At 45.6% G+C, this 22,919-nt stretch carries 24 protein-coding genes and 2 tRNA genes; 6 read left to right on the top strand and 20 right to left on the bottom strand.

The window, feature by feature from the left end; all coding sequences use genetic code 11:
• The first annotated feature begins 162 nt into the window (after window positions 1-162).
• A complete protein-coding gene (locus MA_RS03230; protein ID WP_011020663.1) occupies window positions 163-1,065 on the top strand; it encodes an NAD(P)-dependent oxidoreductase in 903 nt (300 codons plus the stop codon).
• Between the two features lie 466 nt (window positions 1,066-1,531).
• Here the strand turns inward: MA_RS03230 and MA_RS03225 are convergent.
• Both MA_RS03225 and MA_RS03220 read right to left on the bottom strand, forming a co-directional pair.
• A tRNA-Thr gene (locus MA_RS03225) sits at window positions 1,532-1,603 on the bottom strand.
• Between the two features lie 449 nt (window positions 1,604-2,052).
• The gene (locus tag MA_RS03220; protein WP_011020662.1) at window positions 2,053-3,063 is read right to left on the bottom strand and encodes a class I SAM-dependent methyltransferase; all 1,011 of its coding nucleotides are present in this window, start codon (window positions 3,061-3,063) and stop codon (window positions 2,053-2,055) included.
• 146 nt (window positions 3,064-3,209) lie between these two features.
• Here MA_RS03220 and MA_RS25010 point away from each other — a divergent pair, with 146 nt between their 5' ends.
• Window positions 3,210-3,635, top strand: a complete 426-nt coding sequence (locus MA_RS25010; RefSeq protein ID WP_083755872.1) for a hypothetical protein — start codon at window positions 3,210-3,212, stop codon at window positions 3,633-3,635.
• Between the two features lie 64 nt (window positions 3,636-3,699).
• Here the strand turns inward: MA_RS25010 and MA_RS03210 are convergent, their stop codons facing one another.
• The 3 genes from MA_RS03210 to MA_RS03200 all read right to left on the bottom strand — a co-directional run bounded on the left by MA_RS03210 (window position 3,700) and on the right by MA_RS03200 (window position 6,021).
• Window positions 3,700-4,353: a LysE family transporter gene (locus MA_RS03210; RefSeq protein ID WP_048064923.1), complete on the bottom strand. Its 654-nt coding sequence runs from the start codon at window positions 4,351-4,353 to the stop codon at window positions 3,700-3,702.
• A 199-nt stretch (window positions 4,354-4,552) separates the two neighbouring features.
• Window positions 4,553-5,566 (bottom strand): transcription initiation factor IIB, encoded by a 1,014-nt coding sequence (locus tag MA_RS03205; protein WP_011020659.1) that lies wholly within the window; start codon window positions 5,564-5,566, stop codon window positions 4,553-4,555.
• A 194-nt stretch (window positions 5,567-5,760) separates the two neighbouring features.
• On the bottom strand, window positions 5,761-6,021 hold the full coding sequence (locus MA_RS03200; protein WP_011020658.1) for a Gar1/Naf1 family protein: 261 nt from the start codon (window positions 6,019-6,021) through the stop codon (window positions 5,761-5,763).
• 318 nt (window positions 6,022-6,339) lie between these two features.
• On the opposite strand from MA_RS03200, the gene ppdK reads away from it, so the two are divergent.
• Complete coding sequence (gene ppdK / locus MA_RS03195; protein ID WP_011020657.1) at window positions 6,340-8,991, top strand: pyruvate, phosphate dikinase; 2,652 nt, start codon at window positions 6,340-6,342, stop codon at window positions 8,989-8,991.
• A 212-nt stretch (window positions 8,992-9,203) separates the two neighbouring features.
• Window positions 9,204-9,422: a hypothetical protein gene (locus MA_RS03190; protein ID WP_011020656.1), complete on the top strand. Its 219-nt coding sequence runs from the start codon at window positions 9,204-9,206 to the stop codon at window positions 9,420-9,422.
• A gap of 33 nt (window positions 9,423-9,455) precedes the next feature.
• Here MA_RS03190 and MA_RS03185 read toward each other — a convergent pair whose 3' ends face one another.
• Complete coding sequence (locus MA_RS03185; RefSeq protein WP_048066119.1) at window positions 9,456-10,421, bottom strand: polyprenyl synthetase family protein; 966 nt, start codon at window positions 10,419-10,421, stop codon at window positions 9,456-9,458.
• A gap of 38 nt (window positions 10,422-10,459) precedes the next feature.
• Window positions 10,460-11,803, bottom strand: coding sequence for an RNase J family beta-CASP ribonuclease (locus MA_RS03180; RefSeq protein WP_011020654.1), 1,344 nt, complete (start codon window positions 11,801-11,803; stop codon window positions 10,460-10,462).
• 78 nt (window positions 11,804-11,881) lie between these two features.
• Between MA_RS03180 and MA_RS26465 the strand changes: the two genes are divergently transcribed.
• Window positions 11,882-12,022 (top strand): hypothetical protein, encoded by a 141-nt coding sequence (locus tag MA_RS26465; RefSeq protein WP_156158777.1) that lies wholly within the window; start codon window positions 11,882-11,884, stop codon window positions 12,020-12,022.
• A 1,192-nt stretch (window positions 12,023-13,214) separates the two neighbouring features.
• Here MA_RS26465 and fni read toward each other — a convergent pair.
• The 12 genes from fni to MA_RS28340 form a co-directional block, all read right to left on the bottom strand.
• Window positions 13,215-14,312 carry a type 2 isopentenyl-diphosphate Delta-isomerase gene (fni, locus tag MA_RS03175; protein ID WP_011020653.1) on the bottom strand — a complete coding sequence of 366 codons (1,098 nt, stop codon included), beginning with the start codon at window positions 14,310-14,312 and terminating at the stop codon, window positions 13,215-13,217.
• Window positions 14,313-14,315: 3 nt separating this feature from the next.
• Window positions 14,316-15,098 (bottom strand): isopentenyl phosphate kinase, encoded by a 783-nt coding sequence (locus tag MA_RS03170; RefSeq protein WP_011020652.1) that lies wholly within the window; start codon window positions 15,096-15,098, stop codon window positions 14,316-14,318.
• A 99-nt stretch (window positions 15,099-15,197) separates the two neighbouring features.
• Window positions 15,198-16,103, bottom strand: a complete 906-nt coding sequence (locus MA_RS03165; protein ID WP_048064922.1) for a mevalonate kinase — start codon at window positions 16,101-16,103, stop codon at window positions 15,198-15,200.
• A gap of 215 nt (window positions 16,104-16,318) precedes the next feature.
• Window positions 16,319-17,122, bottom strand: coding sequence for an MEMO1 family protein (locus tag MA_RS03160; protein ID WP_011020650.1), 804 nt, complete (start codon window positions 17,120-17,122; stop codon window positions 16,319-16,321).
• 68 nt (window positions 17,123-17,190) lie between these two features.
• Window positions 17,191-17,934, bottom strand: coding sequence for a 30S ribosomal protein S2 (gene rpsB, locus MA_RS03155; RefSeq protein WP_011020649.1), 744 nt, complete (start codon window positions 17,932-17,934; stop codon window positions 17,191-17,193).
• A 72-nt stretch (window positions 17,935-18,006) separates the two neighbouring features.
• A complete protein-coding gene (locus MA_RS03150) occupies window positions 18,007-18,189 on the bottom strand; it encodes a DNA-directed RNA polymerase subunit K (RefSeq protein ID WP_011020648.1) in 183 nt (60 codons plus the stop codon).
• Window positions 18,190-18,301: 112 nt separating this feature from the next.
• Window positions 18,302-18,376 (bottom strand) — tRNA-Pro (locus MA_RS03145).
• A complete protein-coding gene (locus MA_RS03140) occupies window positions 18,377-18,565 on the bottom strand; it encodes a DNA-directed RNA polymerase subunit N (protein WP_011020647.1) in 189 nt (62 codons plus the stop codon).
• 8 nt (window positions 18,566-18,573) lie between these two features.
• On the bottom strand, window positions 18,574-18,978 hold the full coding sequence (locus MA_RS03135) for a 30S ribosomal protein S9 (protein ID WP_011020646.1): 405 nt from the start codon (window positions 18,976-18,978) through the stop codon (window positions 18,574-18,576).
• A 13-nt stretch (window positions 18,979-18,991) separates the two neighbouring features.
• Window positions 18,992-19,414: a 50S ribosomal protein L13 gene (locus MA_RS03130; RefSeq protein ID WP_011020645.1), complete on the bottom strand. Its 423-nt coding sequence runs from the start codon at window positions 19,412-19,414 to the stop codon at window positions 18,992-18,994.
• A gap of 10 nt (window positions 19,415-19,424) precedes the next feature.
• A complete protein-coding gene (locus MA_RS03125; protein WP_048064921.1) occupies window positions 19,425-19,805 on the bottom strand; it encodes a 50S ribosomal protein L18e in 381 nt (126 codons plus the stop codon).
• Window positions 19,806-20,371: 566 nt separating this feature from the next.
• Window positions 20,372-20,539 carry a hypothetical protein gene (locus MA_RS28340; RefSeq protein ID WP_226990740.1) on the bottom strand — a complete coding sequence of 56 codons (168 nt, stop codon included), beginning with the start codon at window positions 20,537-20,539 and terminating at the stop codon, window positions 20,372-20,374.
• A gap of 38 nt (window positions 20,540-20,577) precedes the next feature.
• Here MA_RS28340 and MA_RS03115 point away from each other — a divergent pair, with 38 nt between their 5' ends.
• A complete protein-coding gene (locus MA_RS03115) occupies window positions 20,578-22,230 on the top strand; it encodes an alpha-keto acid decarboxylase family protein (protein WP_011020643.1) in 1,653 nt (550 codons plus the stop codon).
• A 79-nt stretch (window positions 22,231-22,309) separates the two neighbouring features.
• Here the strand turns inward: MA_RS03115 and MA_RS03110 are convergent, their stop codons facing one another.
• The gene (locus tag MA_RS03110) at window positions 22,310-22,828 is read right to left on the bottom strand and encodes a DUF2240 family protein (protein WP_011020642.1); all 519 of its coding nucleotides are present in this window, start codon (window positions 22,826-22,828) and stop codon (window positions 22,310-22,312) included.
• Window positions 22,829-22,919: the final 91 nt, after the last annotated feature.

The following is a 22,919-nucleotide window of genomic DNA, read 5'->3' as shown; positions in this document are numbered from 1 at the left end:
ATGCTCGTAATTGACGTAATTCGAGACCTCACCAGTATGCAGGCCAGGCCTTATTCGAGGATTTATCGTAGGAGAACAGGCTAAGCATCCAGGGCTCTCATGTGATTGTTATGAAAGAGTAAATTCACTTTTTAAATTGTATATTAGAGAAGAGGTGATCAATTGACTACTTCCGGTTGTGATAAAAACATAACTGTTGGCGTGATTGGTTTAGGGATTATGGGGAGTTCTTTTGCTTCCAATCTTCTCTCACGAGGTTACAATGTTCACGTCTACAACAGGACTAAGGAAAAAGCTCAACCACTTATCGAAAGAGGGGCCACTTTCCATTCCACACCACGCGAACTTGCTTCGGTGGCAGACATTATTATGACGTCACTGACTGATGAAGCCGCTGTTAACAGTGTAGCCTTTGGCGAAGACGGACTTCTCAATGGAGCGAAGAAGGGTTGTTTATGGATTGACCTGAGTACAATAGACCCTTCGTCATCAGTCAAACATGCCGAAGCAGCAAAAAAGGCAGGACTGGAAAGACTTGACACTCCCGTGGTGGGAAGCAAGGACCTGGCTTCAAAAGGAGAGCTTATAATTCTGGTTGGGGGAAGCCAGGAAGTACTCCGGAAGCATGAGAAATTTCTCAACAAACTGGGAAAAAGTGTAATTTACTTAGGAGCAGACGGCAACGGTCATAAAATGAAGCTGGCAATAAACCTGCATCTGGGACTTCTTGCAGAGTCGTTCTCTGAAGCGCTTGTATTCTCGCAAAAGCTCGGGTTCGATGCTAAAACTTTCGTTGAGACTATTAACAATACTCCAATCAGGAACTATATTTCCCAGGGCAAGGGACCAAGGATCGTAGAAGGCAATTTCGAACCGGCTTTCTCACTAAATAATTTAGCCAAAGACCTGAGGCTTGTAAATGAACAGATAACTAAAACCGGGGCTATATTGCCGATGACAAAGGTGTCCATTGAGGAATACTCCAGAACGGTACAGAATGGTGAAGGGCAAAAAGACTTCAGCGTGATTGCACTGGAAATCCAGCGTAAAAACGGAATAGCTTAAGCAATAATGACCAAATAGAATTCAGGAATTGAGAATGCAAAACAAAGAAAGCAGATGCTCTATCCTGACTTTGACAGTCAAATAAAGTCAGATAGAAACAAATACTATTTGTTTCGTGATATTCGGCCCGATAAATATAGACACAAAACAGATTGCATACCCGACAATTCCTAACTGGTATTGTTCCTATCGGATCGGATTATGTGTTCCTGTCGGGTCGATTCTTACTGTCCAATCTTTTTACTAAAAACTTATAGTTTCACATAATTAGAGCCTATCCGAAAAGTGTTGTGACCTATGGTAACTTACCATTAGCAATATGCAAAACCGAAGAGGATGCCCTGCTATTATAGACCTGCTGTAACTTTTCGATCGCATTACCGACTTTTCGGATAGGCACTTAGTCGGGGACATAATTTATTTAAGCCGTTAGATGAAGCAGGCTTTGAACCAAAAAAAGATACAGAGCCGCCGGAGGGACTCGAACCCTCGGCCTGCTGATTACGAATCAGCCGCTATACCACTAAGCCACGACGGCACGTATGTTTGAGGATAAGCAGAATTAAAATAGCGATCAAGAATTTAACTATTTCGCTCAACCTATTTCTTATATCCTGGCCTGTATGTACTTTATTTGGAAAGATTTTCTCATTTTTTATAGTACCTGATGTAGAACCATATAAAGATAAGGGCAAGCAAAACTGAGAAACCTATAATGAAATAGGCAAATGTGGACACAGGAAATCAGCTCCCTTTATTTATAAATGCGAGATGTAATTGAACATTTTTAAGCATTTTTATTGAAATTGACCTGCAGATGTTTAAATATTTCTTTTATTCAAGGCACCGAATTCTGATTCTTATGATCCCTTCTTTTCTGCCTGCAAAAGAATTTTTTACTGGTGCATTGGCCGGGATACCTATAAGAGACAGCACACAGAAAGCATTCTTTTCAAATCCTGCCAGGAGATGGCAGAGGAAGAAAACTCAAATTATCCTTGCTTCGATGCATATATTATACTGATGAGGAGCATATGAACGGACTACCCTTCTCTCCAGGATTTCAATCTTTCTTCCTGCTTTTTCTGCTGCTTTTCGGATAAGCTCGACGGAACTTTCAAAGAGGTCGTCTTCAGGAGTTATTCCGTAGTAATGGATTATCCCAGCCGGTTTTGTAAGGAGGACAGCAGAGTCAAGAAACTCGTAGGCATTGTGAGGCAGGTTCATGATCACATGGGCGGCAGTGCCTGCAAACCTTTCTGCCTCTTCCCGGGCATCACCTTCTATTGCTTCGATATTTTTTGCGGAATTAAGGCTTATATTTTCTTTAAGATAGTGCACTGCGTCAGGATTTTTATCGATTGCCACAACTTTGGAAGGCTTGTTGCTCTTTGCAAGCAGGATGCTGTAAGGACCGACCCCGGCAAACATATCGACAACGGTATCACCTTCCTTAACCCAGGAGAGGATTCGTGAGCGCTCGGTAGAAAGGCGGGGGGTAAAATAAGCCTTTGAAAGGTCAACTTTGTAGCGGCAGCCGTACTCCCTGTGGACGGTCTCGGTCCTGGGCTCACCTGCGATTACCTCAAATTCCCGGACCCTGAACTCACCAATAACAGGGGAAAGGGCCTTGACCACGGTTTTAATGTTTGGCTGAGTAAGGAGGAGGGCTTCGGCAATTCTTGAAGCTTTTTGAGAATCAAGATCCTGGTCTTCCAGAAGCGCAATATCCCCTATGAGCTCATAAGCCGGATTGAAACCAAGAAGATCTCCAGGGGTGGGTTTTTTCTCCTGAGCCTCAAAATCAAACTCAGCTAGTTCGGCTTCTGCGGGAAGATCTGCCAGTTCATGCGAAAGAGGTTCCCGGGAAAGAGGAAGATAAAGAAATGTTTCATCCGAACCTATTTTCAGGGAGTTATCAAGGATTTCAAAATCAAGGAGTACTCTCCTTGCAGATTCTCCTTTCTTTTTGGGAATTTTTATGCATTGCCGTTTCATGGGACTCCCACCTTCTGAACCTCTAAAGCTATCCTTTTGTTATTAAGTTTTCTCAATATCGAAATTGAACCGGAGACTTATTTTAAAAATGTTTTTACCAGAGGCATCTTTATACCTTGAACCGTATAAAAGAGGAATAATTAAAAGTGTTAAAATCGAAAGGAAGGGGTAGTCTGGCATTTGAAACAATCGTATATAACCTGAGGACGATATCACTCGGGATGCAAATAGTGGTTTTACTTCTATTTTTGATAAGCCTGATAGTAAAAACAAAAAAAGGAGGCATAAAAGAACATGGAAAGGTAGCAACCGGAGGGTATGCTCTTGCCGTACTATCGGTCCTATATATGCTTTATTCGGCTTACAACCTGACAATTAGCGGGAGGACTCCTTCAGTCATATATACTCACGGTCTTTTTGGAGCCATATCCCTGGCTTTTGGCTTTATTTTTGTAATTAACAGATGGAGATGGAAAACTCGTAGAAATATGAGGATACTGCTGGCTTTATGGGTGCTCACCTTCATTGGAGGGTTATCGATCTATCTGACCTTTACTGGAAGGCTCCCCTGAAGAAAAACATTGAAGAAAAAGATAAAAAAGAATTCCATTAAATGAGAAAAATTAAGGTCTTACCTCACGACAGTTGAATGGGATTATTATAGTTAAGCATGAAATAAAGCCCGAAAATCACTAAAAATCCTCCGCAGGCGTAAAGTATCATTTCATGGGTACGCCCGGAGAACAGGGCTTTTCCCCGGCTGAATGACCCGGATACGGCAGTGAACCAGCTAAGGTCTGCTATCCAGTGCCCCAGAATATAAGCCAGTGAAACAAGAACTCCCAGTTCATACGCTTTCAACACAAGCGCACTGCCCGCAGTCAGCCACCAGACCCAGAAGTAGGGGTTTGAAACCGAAGTGACAAGACCCAATGCTATGGGATTTGAACTTAATTTCAAGCCTGAAGTACCCGGAGAAATCCCTGCAGAAGCCGCAGCTTTTGCATCCTTTGCCGTAAGCAGTCCGAATATCACAAGTGCAAGTCCGCCAATAACGGAAATAGCTGAGATTGTATTGCTGCCGATAAGTGAAGCAGCTCCAAAGAGGATCAGCAAGGAAAGTACAAGCTCAACCAGCATATGCCCGAAAACAACTTTCGGACCTGCAAGCCAGTCTTTTTTGAGAGAAAGCTCTATGGTTGCAAAGAGCATCGGTCCCGGGACAAGGGCACCTGTAAGCCCTATAGTGAAGCCCAGGAGAAGGGCGTTGAAAGTCTCAATTGTCAGCATTCTCAACCTGCAAACGAACTATAAATCCATACTATTAAAAAGGAATGTAAAATACGATCTGAAAAAGAATATATGCACAGCTAAAAGGCCCCGATCCGAGAGACAGAAAGCAGAAAAAAGAGGGCGCGTCTATACCCTCCATAAACAAAAACTTAAATCAGGCTGGCTGAAAAAAAGAAGAAGCTTTTTAGAGGAGAGTTTAGAGGATAATCTCTATATCCAGTTCTTCTGCAAGCTCCTTATACCTGTTCCTGATGGTAACTTCCGTAACCCCGGCAACATCTGCGACTTCGCGCTGAGTCCTCCGCTCCCCGCAGAGAATGGATGCGATGTAAATTGCAGCTGCGGCAACTCCTGTAGGCCCTCTTCCGCTTGTGAGTTCTTTTTCTGATGCCTGCCTGAGAATCTCGACACTCTTTGACTGAACCTCACCTTTCAGGTTGAGCCCGGAGCAGAACCTCGGGACGTAATCGATAGGGGAAGTTGGCATGAGTTTTAAGGCAAGTTCTCTGGAAATGAAACGGTAAGTCCTTCCGATTTCTTTCCTGCTGACCCTCGAAACCTCTTCGATTTCATCAAGCGTCCTCGGGACACTGCACTGGCGGCAGGCTGCATAGAGAGCCGCTGCGGCTACACCTTCAATACTGCGCCCGCGGATAAGGTTCTTGTCCACAGCTTTTCTGTAGACGACTGCTGCGGTTTCCCTGACAGTTCTCGGCAGACCAAGAGCCGAAGCCATTCTGTCCAGTTCGGAAAGGGCAAAAGCCAGGTTTCTTTCAGTTGCGTTGCTTACACGAATTCTACGCTGCCATTTTCTTAAACGATAAAGCTGAGCACGATTTTTGGAGGAGATAGACTTTCCGTAGGAATCACGGTTCCTCCAGTCAATCATTGTGGAAAGCCCTTTGTCGTGGATTGTATACGTCATGGGCGCACCCACACGGGAACGCTTCATGCGCTGATCGTGATCGAAAGCTCGCCATTCCGGTCCTTCATCCACAAAGTCGGCATCGATGACAAGTCCGCAGTCCCCACACACGAGCTCAGCTCTCTCATAATCGTGAACAAGGTTCCTGCTACCGCATTCTGGACACACGGCCTTTTCGTTCTCAAAACTTTGCTCTTTTTGCTTTTCTTTGCGAGCTTTAATCATGGCACGTATTTTTTCTCTTTCAAGAGTGTCCGAATAGCGAACTCTTTCGACTTCTACCATATTATATCACCTTACAAATTAACATGACTATGTTTATGATTTCCTACAATCTCAAGCCTGCACCATAATAGATTACAGTATATATATAAAAGAAGGGATAAGAAAACCTGTGACTATAACTAGCAAAAAACATATAAACCAGTTAAAGTTAAACCATAGCAAAGGATTAAAACCTTCATTGAATGTCAGAGATCTCACCGAATATAGACCCTTTCATTGACGAGAGCCCGAGTTTCTGAATCCGGAATTCGCTTAAAGCCCTTCACTAAAAAATATGGATGTTTCACGGGTCCAAAGACACTGGCAATTGTGCCAATCCGATTCAGGGCCTTGTCAACAACAACCGAATTCAACTTAGGAAGACTACCTGAGACGTTATCGGGTCTTACCTCATCCCCTCTAATTATCAGGTTTCTATGACCTGACCTGTGCAGCACGGTACCGAGTCGTTTCATATCAGCCACGAATAGTTATGCCTCTATGCACAGGGCAAAATACCCCGGCTTCGAGTGGATTTAACAGTCAGTCCCAATAAGAATATATATCATAGACTGAAAAGCATATGTAGTCTACGCTTATTATATATAAAGATATCGCAAGACCTATATTATACATTGGGTTTAATAAGTTCAAAGAGTAAAGTATAAGATACAGAAGGGGGGAATCCACAAGCTTATATATTAAATGGACATTGTTGGCAACAACCAGACCATATGTCTGGGAATATCCAACTTTAACTCCGATTAATGATCTCGTTCCAGGGAGGAGAATCATTGTCCAAGTTCGTATATTTTTTTGGAAAGGATGTAACTGATGGCAAGAGTAGTATGAAAGACCTGCTTGGAGGTAAGGGTGCAAACCTTGCCGAGATGGCAAATCTTGGAGTTCCCGTACCACCAGGTTTTACGATAACAACCGAAGTCTGTGTACTTTATTTAAATGAAAAAAAATATCCCGAAGAAGTGCTCAGTCAGGTAGAAGAAGCAATCGATAAGTTAGAAGCCTTAAACGGCAAAAAGCTTGGAGATCCCGAAGATCCGTTGCTGGTCTCAGTAAGATCTGGTGCCAGGGTGTCCATGCCGGGAATGATGGACACAGTTCTGAATCTTGGACTCACAGACAAATCCGTAATCGGGCTCGCAAATAAAGTCAATGACGAAAGATTCGCTTATGATTGCTACCGAAGATTTATCGCCATGTTTGGGGACGTGGTACTTGGAGTTGAATTCAGAAAATTCGATTCCTTAATAGGGGATAAGAAAAAGGAACTGGGAGCAAAATCCGACACCGAACTCGATTCAAAAGCACTAAAAGAATTGGCAGAGAGATTTAAGGAAGTTATCAAACTCGAAAAAGGATTCGAGTTCCCCCAAGATCCTAAAGTTCAGCTTCAGATGGCTGTTGATGCTGTTTTTGATTCATGGAATAACCAGAGAGCCATTACCTACAGGAAGCTTAACAACATTGGCGACGGCTGGGGCACAGCTGTTAATGTGCAGACCATGGTTTACGGGAACAGAGGAAATACCTCAGGTACAGGCGTTGCTTTTACCAGAAACCCATCTACAGGTGAAAAGAAGTTCTTCGGAGAATATCTAATCAATGCCCAGGGCGAAGATGTAGTTGCAGGGATAAGAACCCCGGACTATATTGATACCCTCGGGAACAAAATCCCGGAAGCTTATGCCCAGCTTGTGGATATCTGCCAGAAACTAGAATCCCACTTCAAGGACATGCAGGACATTGAGTTTACCATTCAGGAAGGAAAACTCTACATGCTTCAGACCAGGACCGGAAAGCGCACAGCTGCTGCAGCTGTGAAGATTGCAACCGACATGGTCGAAGAAGGGCTCATAGATAAGGAAACTGCCGTAAACAGAGTTAACGCCGAACATATCGACCTGCTTCTGCACCCGAGAATTGACCCTGAAGCAAAACTTGAAATAATTGCAACAGGGCTTCCCGCTTCCCCCGGAGCCGCTGTCGGAAAGGTAGTCTTTACTGCCGAAGCTGCTGAAGAGATGGCAGAAATAGGCGAAAAAACAATTCTTGTCCGCACCGAGACCTCCCCTGAAGACATAGGAGGCATGGCTGCAGCACAAGGAGTTCTTACCGTGCGTGGAGGGATGACTTCTCATGCAGCAGTCGTTGGAAGGGGCATGGGCAAGCCTTGCGTCGTTGGCTGCGGAGAAATTTCAATTGATATTAAGAGCTCACTCTTCATGGTAAACGGCTTCACCATCAAAGAGCACGACTATATTACAATTGATGGAAGTATCGGAAGCGTCATTCTCGGGAAAACAGACCTGATTGATGCCGAGATAAATGAGGACCTTAAAAAGCTCCTCATCTGGGCTGACGAGATCAGGACCCTCGGAGTAAGGACAAACGCCGATAACCCGGCTGATGCTGCCCTTGCCCGCGAACTCGGGGCAGAAGGTATCGGGCTTTGCAGGACAGAGCACATGTTCTTCGGAGAAGACAGGATCCCTGCAGTAAGGGAAATGATCATGTCCGAAGATGAGAAAGCCAGGAAGAAAGCCCTCAAGAAACTGCTCCCCATGCAGAAAGAAGATTTCCTTGGGATCTTCCGCAGCATGGAAGGCTTGCCTGTAACCATAAGGCTCCTTGACCCGCCTCTGCACGAATTCCTTCCGGATAAAGAAGAACTCGATGAAAAGCTCAGGGAACTTGAAACCTCTGGAGACTGCGGAAAGATCGAAGACGTTAAGAAAGTTATCCAGCGTGTGGTTTCCCTCAAGGAACTCAACCCTATGCTCGGACACAGAGGCTGCAGGCTCGGGATCACCTATCCTGAAATCTACAACATGCAGGTACGCGCAATAATGGAGGCTGCCTGTGAACTTACAGCCGAAGGACTGAAAGTAATCCCTGAAATCATGATCCCGCTCGTGGGCCTTGTAAAAGAGCTCTCCCTCACCAAAGAGGAAGTCTGCAAGACTGCAGAAACAGTAATGACTGAAAAAGGCATGAAGATCGACTACAAAGTCGGAACCATGATCGAACTGCCCAGAGCTACAATCGTTGCAGACCAGATCGCACGGGAAGCCGACTTCTTCTCCTTCGGGACAAATGACCTGACCCAGACGACCTTCGGGTTCAGCAGGGACGACGTATCCAAATTCGTGCCAATCTACCAGAAGGCAGGCATCCTTGAACACGACCCCTTCGCAGTCCTTGACCAGGAAGGTGTTGGGGAGCTCATGAAGATCGGTATTCAGAAAGGACGCTCCGTCAAACCCAAACTCAAGATGGGAATCTGCGGAGAACACGGCGGAGAACCGAGGTCCATTACCTTTGCCCACGGGATAGGCATTGATTATGTGAGCTGCTCCCCCTACAGAGTCCCGATCGCAAGGCTTGTAGCTGCGCAGAGCACGATGCAAATGAGAAACGCAAAATAAAAATTTTAAATTTTAAAACCCTGGCGGGATCATATCCTGCCTACAATCCTCATTTTGAGAAATAATATTCAGGAGTGTAGCGGCTGCCCCTGCCCAGCTATTTCTGTTCTGCTACACCAACCTCAAAAACAAAAAATCAGTAGTCCTTTACTAATTGATCTCTTCCGGCACCCTTTTGAAGTTTTCAGTTTCCTCTCTTCGCCACTCCGATTATGGCCGCGGTCTGCCAGCCAGATTATAAGTTACATGCAGGCCAGCAACCCAATCAAGAAAGAGATGTAAATCGAAAACTCAAAAAAAGAGATACTCAAAAAAGAGATACTCAAAAAAGAGATACTCAAAAAAGAGATACTCAAAAAAGAGATACTCAAAAAAAGAGATACTCAAAAAAAGAGATTCGAATTGTAGCAGAATCTGCCACAATTCTTTAATAACGATTCAAGAACAATAAATATTCTGAAACTTCAGTATTCCCTTGCAATCATATAGTCGGCAATCTGAAGGAGAAGGTCTTTTTCGGGACAGTCTCTGAGGACGTCCAGTTTTGCCTTTCCCTGATTGATATATGAGATTGCAAGATTTTTCACGTAATCGATGGATCCGCACTCGGTCAGAGTCCGGACGGCAGCTTCGGTTTCTTCGACGGTGGCTTCTCCTTTTCCGAAAATGTCCAGTGTTACGCCTTTGCCAAAGGCTTCAATGACAATGAGGGTATACTTTCCTTCCATAAGGTCGCTGCCTCGAACCTTTCCGAGCACTTCTTCAGGAGCGACCATGTCCAGGACATCATCGTACATCTGGAAACCGATCCCTATAAGGCGTCCATATTCGGATAGGGATTCGGCGACCTCGTCCGAGGCCCCTCCGAGAAGGGCTCCGATCTTGGCTGCGGCTGCGTAAAGGACGGAGGTCTTCTTTTCCACCATTTCGAGATATTCAAGTTCAGTTACCCTGTCTCTTTTTTCGAAGTCCATATCAAGCCACTGGCCTTCACAGATTTCGGTACAGGTCTTTGAAAGGACATCCATACACTTTAAAATCCTTACCGGATCGTTTTCGACCTTTGAGAGGATCTCGAAAGCTTTGGAGTAAAGGGTATCTCCGGCAAGGATAGCTCCGGCTTCACCCCATTTGACATGGACTGCAGGCATCCCTCTGCGGATATTGTCCTTATCCATAATGTCGTCATGGATCAGAGTGAAATTATGTACAAGCTCCACTGCCACGGCTGCAGGCAAAACGGACTTGAGATCGGAGCCAACAGCTTCTGCTGCCAGGATAAGGACCGCCGGCCGAAGGCGCTTTCCGCCGGCATCCACGAGATAGCGGGAAGCTTTGTAAAGCTCCTCCGGATGGGTTACCGGGAGCAGTTCGTTAATTGCAGCATCAACATGGGAACTTCTCTTTTTGATCTCATCAATAAGCATCATAAGCATCACGAGAATACAGGGGGTTTTTCATTATAGGGTTACTCTTCTATATATAACACTTCACCGTTTCTGAGCAGGTGTACGGTATCTCCGAGTACATAACCCGCATCTTCCGCCATCTCGATGTAGTGCCCGTGCATTTCCATATCTCCATGGGCAGGGATTACATGTTCGGGGTTCACCATGCGCAGAAGCTCCCAGTGGTCTTCCCTGTATGCATGCCCTGAGACATGGACGTTGTCATAGATCCTGCCACCTTTCATCTTGAGTTTGGTCTCAAGAGCATAACGGTTTGCCTGAGTCATCGGGCTAGGGATCACATTTGCGGAGAAAATGATCCTGTCTCCGGGTTCGATAGTATAAGGTGTTTCCCCGTTTGCAACCCGCACGAGAATGGAGCCCGGTTCTCCCTGGTGTCCGGTAACAATAGGCAGATACTTGTTCTTACCGTCCTGCATGATGCGTTTGAATGCCCTGTCGATATCTTTTCTCATGCCGTAAATCTCCACATTGGAGGGGAGTTCAAGGTAGCCGAGATCACGGGCAGCACCCACGTAGCGTTCCATGGAGCGCCCCATAAGCACCGGAATTCTGCCCATTTCTTCGGCAGCCTCGATAATCGCTTTGAGCCTGGCAATGTGAGAGGCAAAAGTCGTAATTATCATCCCGACATCGGACTCTTCTGTCCCGAGCAGTACATCCCTAACCATGTCCTTTGCGATCTGTTCCGAGGGAGTCTTTCCTGAACGTCCGGCGTTTGTGCTTTCAGTAATCATTGCGATGACCCCTTCCTTCCCGAGGGACTTGAAGCGGTCAAAGTCAGGAGCTTCTCCCATTGTCGGAGTCCTGTCAAGCTTGAAGTCACAGGCATAAAGGACTGCTCCTGCCGGGGTGTGCACGGCTGCAAGTATACAGTCGATAATACTGTGTTGGACCCGGATGAATTCTATGGAAATGTCTTCCGTAACCTGGTAAGTTCCACCTGCCGGTAGAGGAATGACCCTGTTGCAGACTTCGAACTTGCGCTCGGACTCTATCTGCTGTTTGATGATAGCTGCGGTATAGGGAGTGGCAAGTATGGGAGCATTGTACCTGTGAGCGAGCTTCGGGATTGCACCTATGTGGTCAAGGTGCCCGTGGGTACATACAATCGCCCTGACGGTCCCGTTAATTTCTTTCATAATAGTATCGTCAGGAATTGCCCCCATCTCGATCAGTTCAAGAGAATGCATCTTGTCAATTTCAACATCTTCATGAATTTGAACCCGGTCAAGCCTGAGCCCCATATCCAGAATGACAATATCTTCACCTATAATGATTGCAGTCATATTGCGGCCCATTTCGTTGTAACCGCCGACTGCAACAATACCTATTTCAGTCATATTTTTAACCTCGTGTTTAACTTATTAAATATTTTATCCTTGTGAAACCGAAACCTCAAAAACAAATCGGGTGACGGTATGAAATCAATGACCATGAATGTAAACGGGATAATAGAGAAGTATAGAACCATCTTTAGAAAAGTCACTTCTAAAAGCTACTTCCCATACCCTTTAAGAAATTCTCTCCAGGGTGAAAATGCACCAGGCTACAGTTTCTGAAAGAAGAATACAACTTTTAATATATATTTGTTTCAGTATACAAATATTATAACCTGCAAGAACTTCCGGAAACTACCTCTGATCCTGTTCTCATATAATACAGAATTTAACAGGGCTTTCCGACCCATTGAGAGAATTTAAGATCCGGGTTTGATCTACAGGCCCTCTCAGTATCTTTCCTCAGTCACAACTATTTCTCAAAAAGCCTGACTCCAAACTTACTCCTGATTAAGGGTAAGCTTTTACCGTGAAATGACTTTACTAACCTGTTTCCTATATTCCAGTTACCTATTTTTTCAGATTCCAGTGATTTGCCTTCAATGATTTGCCTTTAATATTCCAATAGCTTATTTTCCATATCTTCAGGATTTTCCAGATTCCAAAGGACTTCCCATACTTCAAGGATTTTCCATAGTCAGTTTGTTCGGTATGGAAAAATCACTCCAATACTTTCCCATAATGACTTTTTTATAATTAATCCCTTATACCAGCTGATCTTACGACGATTCCTGGTTTAATGAATTTAACAGGCGACCTTTAATCGAACAATTTCGTAAATGACTCAAATAAATGACTTAAAGAAGTTGATTTTTTAAATCAAGACTTTAAGAACCAATTCCTAGAATTGGCCATGAAGTTGATGAGCGTAAAGAATGAATTATCAGGGGAAACTAACAATTCCGGATAGACTGCTTTCAGGTTTTCCTTAACTGCGTAAGTGTCCTTTAAACTGTATCCAGTGTTTCGGATGAAATAAGGAAAACTCTGAATCCTCATGAAATTTTAATAAACTGCATTCTTTTACTCTTCCGGCATACCTAAAGGGGAACAAAGGTAATTACTTTTTCCCTGATAAAGAATTCAGAGAGTAACCATTTTTTAGATTATATCAGGAGTTAACCATTTTCTTTTGAGACATTACTTCCGTCTTACGTATAAACATTGTCATGGAATAAATCTGTAATCGAATAAATCTGTAATCGAATAAATCTGTAATCGAATAAATCTGTAATCGAATAAATCTGTAATCGAATAAATCTGTAATCGAATAAATCTGTAATCGAATAAATCTGTAATCGAATAAATCTGTAATCGAATAAATCTGTAATCGAATAAATCTGTAAAGGGCCATGCAGGCACTTGGAAGATAGAAGGAAGATATGAGGGAATAATTAAAACTCTCTTCCTTTGATTAAAGCGCATTTTTGGGCAGAGAATAGTCTTTTACATTAAAACCGCGCTGCTCAAGGTATTTGAGGGTCCATCCGGTGACGACCACCGGGGAATTATGCAGGGCCTGAATGTTTGCACAGCCGCAAAGAAACATCGCAGCTCTGAACTCGTCCAGCATGCAGGAGAGGACTTTGACAACTGATTCTTTGCCTTCAAGCGAAGGACCCACAAAAGGCAGGGCTGCACTTGCCGCACTTGCTCCGAGAGCGATAGATTTTGCGATATCTAGCCCTGTCCTGACTCCCCCTGTTGCAATAAGAGGAAGAGACACCCTTGATTCAATTAAACTGGCAACAGTAGGGATTCCAAAGTCCCAAAAAAGTTCCCCAAGGCGTTCGGAAACCGGATCCTTGCTTTCTTTTGCCCTGTAGACCTCAACTCCTGCCCAGCTGGTGCCCCCGACTCCTCCGACATCGATTGCAGAAACTCCGGCTTTATGCAAGAGAAGGGCATCTTCTCTGGAAATGCCTGCACCCGTTTCTTTTGCAATCACGGGTATTCTGACCATAGAACAGATTTCAGCAATCATATCCAGGCAGCCGGTAGCATCCCTGTCCCCTTCGGGCTGGATGGCTTCCTGTAAGAAGTTCAGGTGAATAGCAAGGGCATCGGCATCAATCATTTCAATGAGTTTTTCTACCCCTTCAACCCCGTACTGACGAATCTGGGCAGCCCCGACGTTTCCGTAGACAAAGGCGTTCGGAGCTTTATCCCTGACAACCCTGAAAGAGTCTTCCTGAGCAGGATCATCGATTGCGGCTCTCTGGCTGCCAACCCCTATACCGACTCCCAGCTCTTCGGCTGCAGCCGCAAGGGCAGCATTGACTGGAAGGGTATCCGGGTGTCCACCTGTAATGGATGCAATCAAAAATGGAGCTTGCATCCGTTTTCCAAGAAAGTCCACAGTAAGGTCGAGCTCGTCCATGTTTAATTCGGGAAGCGCCCTGTGAATCAGGGTCACATCCTCAAAACCCGCACTGACTCCCCTGGCTTCAACCGGGCTTTCCGCACAGAGCTTCAGGTGTTCTATCTTTCGCCTTGAGGTAGTATTGATCATGCTTCATACCCTTTTATCCGGACTGATCCTGGTCCCTATGGATTCCCCATTTAAGAACCTGTAAATGTTATCCGCTTTTCCTGCATTGAATATATAGGAAGTGATACTAGAATTTTTGCTAAGTTCCAGAAGTTCCAGAACCTTCCCGAGCATTCCGCCCGTTACATCCGTACTTCCCGAACCCCCGATACACTGCCGAAACTCTTCAAAGTTTTCAGGTGTAATCTCAGGTACAGGTTTTCCGTCCATATCAAGCACCCCGTCCTCAGCCGAGCCCAGCCCGAGCCGTGTGATCCCGAGTTCTTTTGCAAGGTAGGGAACGATCTGGTCTCCGGAAAGGATGCAGGTTCCTAGTTCAAGGTCCATAACAACGTCTCCGTGCAGGACAGGGACAAAGCCTTTTTCGAGCATGAGCTTTATGCTTTCAAGGTACATGCTCTCTATCCTTCCGTTTCTGCAAACAGTGCAGCCCATGGGATGAACAGCAATAGCCCGCACTCCGAAACCGTTCAGAGCTTCCACGACCCTTGAGGCGAGTTTCTTTACGGATTCATGCGTTACAATTGACCCCTCAGGGTCAAAATTCCTGTCAAGCCCGTATTTTTTGGCATAGGTATGTCCGAAAGAGCCGGCTCCATGTACAATAATCATTTTGCCCCGGAAGCCTGAAACTTCCCGCGCAATCCTGAGAAGGGCAGCCTCTTTTACAACCCCTTCATATGCGCCTTTATCGGTAATGGCGCTGCCTCCGAGTTTAAGGATTACAGGTTCGGTTGAAGCATTCATTATATCACTTGATGCCTTTTTTAAATAAATTCCCAGCTTCCATTATAAATAACGCGAGATTACGAAATAAGATTCCAAAAAGCTCAAGATTTGAGTTATTCATTCTAACCTTAAGCCCTGTTCTGTGGGTTTTGTTACGATTGCTTTACCCCCTGCACCTGTAATGGCTTCAGCAACCTGTGTACATTTGTCAGATGCTGCAAGGGCAACCATACATCCCCCGCCTCCACCTCCTGTACTCTTTGATCCGAAAGCTCCAGCTCCCCGAGATGAGTATATTAATTTGGAGAGTTCTAAAGTATTTACTCCAAGTGCGTCCAGAAGACCCTGGTTCACATTCATAAGTTTGCCAATTGAAGAGTAATCTCCTGTTTGGAAAAATGGTTCTGCGGTCTTGGAAATGCCTCCAATAACAATCATTAGAGGCTCTATAAGATGTGGATAACTTTCACGGAGTTTTCTCACATTTGCTACCAGCTCTTTTGTAGAAGCAAAAACTCCTGTATCCCCGATAACTATCCCGCAATCAGGCGTTTTCAGCTTCTTCCTATCGGGAATGGTCACAACCCCTCCGAATGTAGAAACATAAGTGTCAGTCGGACTTGCAGCTCCCTGTACCTGTATTTCGATTTCATGCCCCATTTTAGCGATTTCTTCTAGAGAGAGACCACAACCAAACATTTTATTGAGTGCACCTATACTTGCAATCGTAACAGCGGCAGAGGAACTGAGTCCCGAGCCTACAGGAATCTCAGAATTAACTTTCAGATGAACACCATCTATTGGCACTATTTCACTCATTTTCTCAACCACTGCGGAGATATAAGGATGTTTTTCAAAATCAATCCCTGTTCGGCCAATTTCCGACTGAATTATTATAGAGTCACATAATTCCACCCGCACACGGGTCCTTAATTCAATTGCACATCCTATTGCGGTTTCTCCGTAAACAACCGCATGTTCTCCGAAAAGATAGATTTTCCCGGGGGCAGAACACGAAATCATATTATTCCTCAAAAATTTTTAAGTTTTGGTGAATTTGGGCATATAAATTAATGAACCTTATCCTCGAAAAGGCCGACCATATGTAAAAGTAAAAAATCTATAAAAAAACTTACCCTACCTGAACCTCATCCCGGGTGTTTTCCGTATTGGGTATTTTTCGTATAATAAAAAATGAGAATACTTTGTTGTCGTGAGATTTACTCCGCAATCATTACTCACTCCACAATAATCGCAGCGTATCCGACAACTGCACTCATATCTCCGGAAACGTCCCCGCTGTTTGCATATTCAAGCAGGGTTGCCCTGGAACCTCCGAGTTTTTGAGAAGCCGAAAGCATTGCTGCAATAGGCCCGTATCCGCATACAGAGGCGTTTCTTCGATAGAGGCTGTCATACATGCCAGGGACATCGAGCTTCAGGATAGCATCTATAACCTCGGAATCCGTCTCCCTTGCATGCTCTGCAGTTTCATAATGAGTAAAATCACTGGACGCTATGATTACCGCACGTTTCCCGCTTTCGGAAACAAGGTCGGCAACAAGGCTTCCCACCTCAACTGCCGTATCTTTATCCTGCATGCCCATGCAGATTGGAAGAATTTTAAAATCACGTCCGAAACGGTACTGAAGGAAAGGAAGCTGGACTTCAATAGAATGCTCGTATGTATGCCCCAGTTCATCCGTATCAACGATGCTCCCGAGAAATCCGTCGGCAAGTTCGAGGTCAACATCAATAGTTCCCAGGGGAGTTTTCCACGTTTCCCTGGATAATGATACCGGCGAACCGTACCCGGTGTGGTTGGGACCGAAAAGGACATAGGTATCGGCTTCAGGGAGGGTTGCATAAACATGTGCCGCCACTTTCCCGGAATAGATATACCCGGCATGCGGGCAAACCGCCCCAAAGACTTCTCGTTCCCTGATCTCCAGACCTTCGAAACAACGTGTAAGCTCTTTCTCCAGATTTTCACAATGCAGAGGATAGAACTGCCCTGCAACTGCTGGCTGTCTCATTTCCAATCACCCATAATATAAGATATGGGCAATTTTTATAAATGCTTGCAGTATGCAGGACGGATGTTCCGGGATCAGAGAGGAGTTTCGAAGTCGGTCAACTCGTAATTGAAGGGGGTGTCGTTGAGTCTGGAGACTTCCCTTGCAAGTAACCAGTAGACAAGAGAAAGGGCTTTTCTACCTTTGTTGTTTGTCGGGATTACGAGGTCCACATTTGAGGTAAGGTTGTTGGTGTCACAGAGTGCTACAACAGGTACCCCAATGCTTGAAGCTTCCTTCAGGACCTGGGCATCTCCGGCCGGATCGGTTACGATAATAACGTCCGGTTCAAAGAAACCGTGGATCTGAGGGTTTGTAAGGGAACCCGGGATAAACCTTCCGAGCATTGCCCTTGTACCGAGTGCTCTTGAGAACATTCTGGCAGGGTGCTGCCCATACTGCCTTGAAGATACTACAAGGATTCTGGCAGGGTCATAGTGAGAAAGTAATTTGGATGCAACTCTGATCCTTTCGTCTGTGGACTGGATATCAAGGACGTATAACCCGTCAGTTCTGACCCTGTATACGAAACGCATCATATCCTGAGTTTTCTGCTGTGTACCGATGTGAACACCTGCTGCCAGGTACTCATCAATGGATACGAGGGAAGTGGACCCCTCTTTGTGAGAAGCAGTTTCATCTTCCGATTCTGAAGGTATAGATCCGGTCTTTACTGCGGCTTCCTTTTCAAGTGCAGGTTTTGCTTCAGCCACAACATCTTCTTCAGGCATAGGCTGTGCTCCGGTTTCCTCCTGCCCTGTCTGCTCAATTTCCTCCATAAAGTCACCTCATAAAATATAGAATCAACAATAAAACGCATTTAGCATCTGAAATGTATCCCATTACGTTTTTCAGCTTTTCTTACGTTTGACCGTTATAGGAATAATTTCGGCCTTCAACTCTGCAATGGCTACACCCAGGGGGTCCAGCCGCCCGTCATCATCAACCAGGACAGGAGCCCCCATTGCTATCTGCAATGCTCTTGCACCTACAATTCGTGCACGCTCGAACCGGGTATACTTTTCCTTGACCAACAGATCACCCTGAAACTTAAAAACGCTCCGATGAATTCCAATAATCGAGAAGCATGATAGATTTAATAGTCAGTACATACACCTGAAAACCAGTACCCATTAAAAAGGGAAATGGGACCGCTGAGATTCGAACTCAGGTTACGGCGTCCCGAACGCCGAAGGATGGACCAAGCTACCCTACGGTCCCTTACTGGTACGGTGAAAGCACGTCAACAAGCTCAACGTGGCTGAGGAACATTCTGCGGCAGCAGTAGCGGGTGATCCCTAGATCATCCAGCACTGCAGCAGATCCTTCGCCGTCGGTGACGCGTCTTTTGTACTCATCCCAATAGTTAGAGATTACTTTTCCACATGAGAAACATCGGACTGGGATCATATTTTTCCTTACCTGTAAGATTTCTGATATTTAGCCCTTGCTCCAGGTCCACCGAAGTTCTTGGATTCTTTCTGCCTGGAATCGCTTACAAGTAAATTGCGGTCATAGGCTGCAAAGTTGTCTCTGATGGCAGTGTCATTTGTCCATTCCACAATACCTCGGGCAACTGCAGTTCTTACTGCGTTGGCCTGCCCTATGATCCCGCCACCCCGAACATCAACATTGATATCTAGCCCGGAAACAACATCGTTTCCTGCGATCAGCAGTGGTTCGGAGATTTTCATCATTGCAAGCTCGGGGGTGTAGAGCTCGAGCGGAATTTTGTTGATCCTGACCTTACCGGTACCTTTCATGACTGTTGCACGTGCAGTTGCAGTCTTGTGCTTTCCAGATGAATTAACTACTTTGACCATGAGGACTCACCCATTAGAACTTCGAACCCATTTTCTGGCTCACTTCACCAAGCTCCACATACCTGCTGGAACTCAGAAGCCTCATATCGGCGTCCGGAATGGTGACCGTTTCAGCGCCCTTAAGTTCATAGGGGACACCTACATAGACTTTGAGCCTGGACATTGCGTCTCTGCCTCTTGCTCTCTTATAGGGCAACATGCCACGAATAGTCCTCTTCAGAATGCGGTCCGGACGCTTCGGGAAGTAAGGCCCGAATTCCGTTGCACCTCTTTCCCGGGTTTCCCGGTACTCTCTCAGAGTGGCTGCCCTTGAACCAGAAATGATGGCTTGCTCGGCATTTATGATATAAACCTTCTCGTCTCCTGAAAGCAGCTGTTTTGCAACTGAACTTGCAAGACGCCCCAGAATAAGTCCTTTTGCATCGATAACCGTCATCTTCAACACCTCAGCGGAATATCCGGATACCGGATCCTTTCGGATTTGCTTCCATGATCTCTTCGAGACTCAGGCACTTCCCGCCGGCTTCAGTGATTTTTTCAAATGCGGAATCGCTGAATGTCAAAGCCGCAATCGTAACAGGATGATCAAGAAGCCCTGCACCCAGAACCTTTCCGGGGATAAGCAGAACATCATCTTCAGCAGTATGCCTGTTGATTTTGCTTATATTCACAGCCGCATAGTTTCTGGACGGCGCCTCAAGACGTTTCGCTATATCCTTCCAGATAGGGGCAGAATCTCCATTTGCCCTCTCTTTCAGGGTAAGAATCAGGGAAACGATTCTTGGATTCGTTTTTCTTGTTAGTTTTACAAGTGATTTTTTACCCAATGTATGTTCCTCCGCAAGATTTTTATGAAATCTCACTCACGCGGAAAAAAATTCCCTATCGCGTTCGAACATCGCCAGAACTGCCAGGGCAGTAAATTAAAAATCAAGCGATTAGTCGGATTGGTATGATGTGAATAACATTTCTAGTACATAAAGATTATGTGCAGCAGTAGTTCCTGGAAATATTCATTCTTGCACTATCAACCCGTACATCCCAAAGTGCTACACGAATTAAAATTGCACTGGCACGTCCAGCTGAGGTGACATACAGCATACCGGACAAAGCCGACTTTCAAAGCCAATTTAAGAAAGCCGGGAATGTATTAAAGAAGGACAACTATTTTTTAATTAGTCCTGCTTTTTATAATTAGAGGAATTATAATAATTGGGGAACGGTCAACGTTGAGGTAACGATCGATTTTGGGTAATGATCAATGTCGTGTAGAGTTAGTATCCGATCTGAGAACAAGCGCCAGACGAACATCGGATTGCTTTGAAAATGTCAGAATGGAAGACTGACAGTTGGTCGAGCTGCAAAACTAAGAAAACCGCGCGATTGGCCCGGGCTATCCCCGCCCGGTTGCCCCGCCTTTTATAGTGCAGCGGTCACTATCAGGGCTCAGCGGCATGGGCACGTTGACTGCAAATGTTTCCGAATAGTCGGCATCAAAATTCGGGTTGACACGTACAGAAATCAAATTTTTGCGGATTGATGAATACGGATTCCGGTCCAAAAAGGTGAAACAATCAAACATGACTTTGGTGGTATATCATGCCTGAGACAGTTATTCAATATCTTCTGAATCGATTAAAGCAGCTGGGCATCAGGGACATTTTCGGTGTGCCAGGGGACTATGCATTTCCCATCAATAACGCCATTTGTGATGATAAAGAGCTGCGATGGATAGGCTGTTGTAATGAGCTAAACGCTGCTTATGCTGCCGACGGTTATGCCCGTATCAATGGCATGTCAGCGCTGTCCACTACCTTTGGGGTGGGGGAATTATCCGCACTATGCGGCATAGCAGGCTCTTACGCGGAGCACAATCTGGTGTTCCATATTGTCGGAATGCCGGCAACGCCGGTTCAGGAAAGAAATGCCTTAGTACATCATACGTTTGGCAACGGAGAGTTCGATCAGTTCATGACCATGGCTACGCCGGCAGTATGTGCTAAGACAATGCTCACCCCGGGAAACTGCATTCAAGAAGTCGAGCGCGTCATTGCGGCAGCCCTGGGATACCGCCGTCCAGTCTACATTGCCATACCTCACGACTATGTACATGAAAACATCTCACATGTGCATGAAAAGATCTTATCTTCCCAGGCACCGGCAAACGTACCTGTAAAAAGCGACCCTGAAGTACTGGAAGAAGCAGTCTCAACCATTATAAACAGGTTATCTGGTGCAGAGAAAGCCTGTATTATACCGGGTATCTTTGTTGACCGCTTCGGGCTCAAGGACCTGACCACTGAAGTTGTTAATGCTTCGGGCTTGCCTTATGTGACCATGCCGATGGATAAATCAGTAATCGACGAAACTAATCCCTCCTATCTCGGACTATATATGGGACAGCTTGTGAATCCCGAAATCAGGGAGTTCGTGGAATCCTGCGACTGCGTACTTACTATAGGCACTATTCTGTTTGATGTTAATACGGGCATGTTCACGGCAAAACTGGACAGAGACCGCATCATCAGTATCGTGCCTTACGATGTCCATATAGGATATGCCGGTTATACCAATCTGAAAATGTCCGATGTGCTGGAGGAACTCGCCAGAAGACTTCGTAAGCGTACTGATATCAGGGGACCTGCGGCCAGGCAGCCCGCAACGCCAGAAGTAGATGCCGGCAGCCCGATAACTGCTGATTACCTGTACGCGAGCTGCACGAAATTTTTTAAGCCTGACGATATCATCATAGCGGACTCAGGCACATCTTTCTATGGCTTACTGCCAGTATTTTTACCTGAAGGAGCCAGGCTCCACAGCCAGACGCTCTGGGGTGCGATAGGCTGGGCTACTCCGGCTTCCTTCGGGGCCGCACTGGCTGCCCCGGACAGGCGAGTAATCCTTATAACGGGAGAAGGGGCGCACCAGATGACTGCTCAGGAGGTAAGCCAGTTTTACCGCTATGGCTTGAAACCTATTATTTTCGTGCTGAATAATCACGGCTACCTGATAGAAAGGATGCTATCCAGGAAGTTAGATTACTGTTACAATGACCTGGCACAATGGCAATATCATAAATTGCCGGAGGCACTTGGCTGTAGTGGCTGGGTGATAAGGAAGGCTACCACCTGCGGCGACCTGGATAAGATTATGGCAGAGCTGGATAATGCCGGAACAGGCGCATATGTAGAGATAACTACGCCGGAGATGTCGGCGCCCCCGATTATGGAAACAGTTCATAGCAATTTATGAAACCCACCAAACAAAATTATCCTGCAGGCACACTCTCATCCAAACCTTCCGGTCCCCACCAGAAAAACGAATAGCTTCGTTAATAAGAAGAGCCAAGAACCGCCTTCGAAACCTTCCCGATTACCCCGTCTATATCGCATCCGAACTTCTTTGCAACAATTAAGGCCACTATCCGGATGTCCACAAGATAAGAAAGCCGGTCCTGCATGGAATTGATTTCGGCAACAAGCCGTTGCCGGTTCAGGCCCGTGTCCGCGGAAACGAAGTCAAGGATCTGTTCAAAGGATATGTCTTCCTTTTGACGTCCCGCAGAAGAGTTTCCCGGTTTTCCGGGTTTCTCTTTGAGTTCGAGAAAACCCTCCGGTGGCTTGTACGCATGAGGAAGCCGGACACTTTCAACCTCAAAACCGGGAAAAAGGGCACCGTTTTTAAGGGAAAGCAGACCTGCTTCAAGGGCGCGGCTCTTCACCTCAGAAGCAACCTTTGGAGAAAACCATTTCAGGTCAAAGGCAAGGGAAAACTCAAAGTCTTTTTCCGGGAGGGAAGCTACAAGATTTTTCTTAAAAGGAGCCGAAACAACACGTTTAAGTTCTTCCATTCACGAACCTCGAAAAATAATCGGAAAATAACTGCACATGGAAGGACTGGACAGTATATGAGTCCGTCCCGAGCGCGTTTCATATATAAGG

The sequence above is a fragment of the Methanosarcina acetivorans C2A genome (assembly GCF_000007345.1).
Lineage (GTDB): Archaea > Halobacteriota > Methanosarcinia > Methanosarcinales > Methanosarcinaceae > Methanosarcina > Methanosarcina acetivorans.
This window is presented reverse-complemented; position numbering and strand designations above follow the sequence as displayed.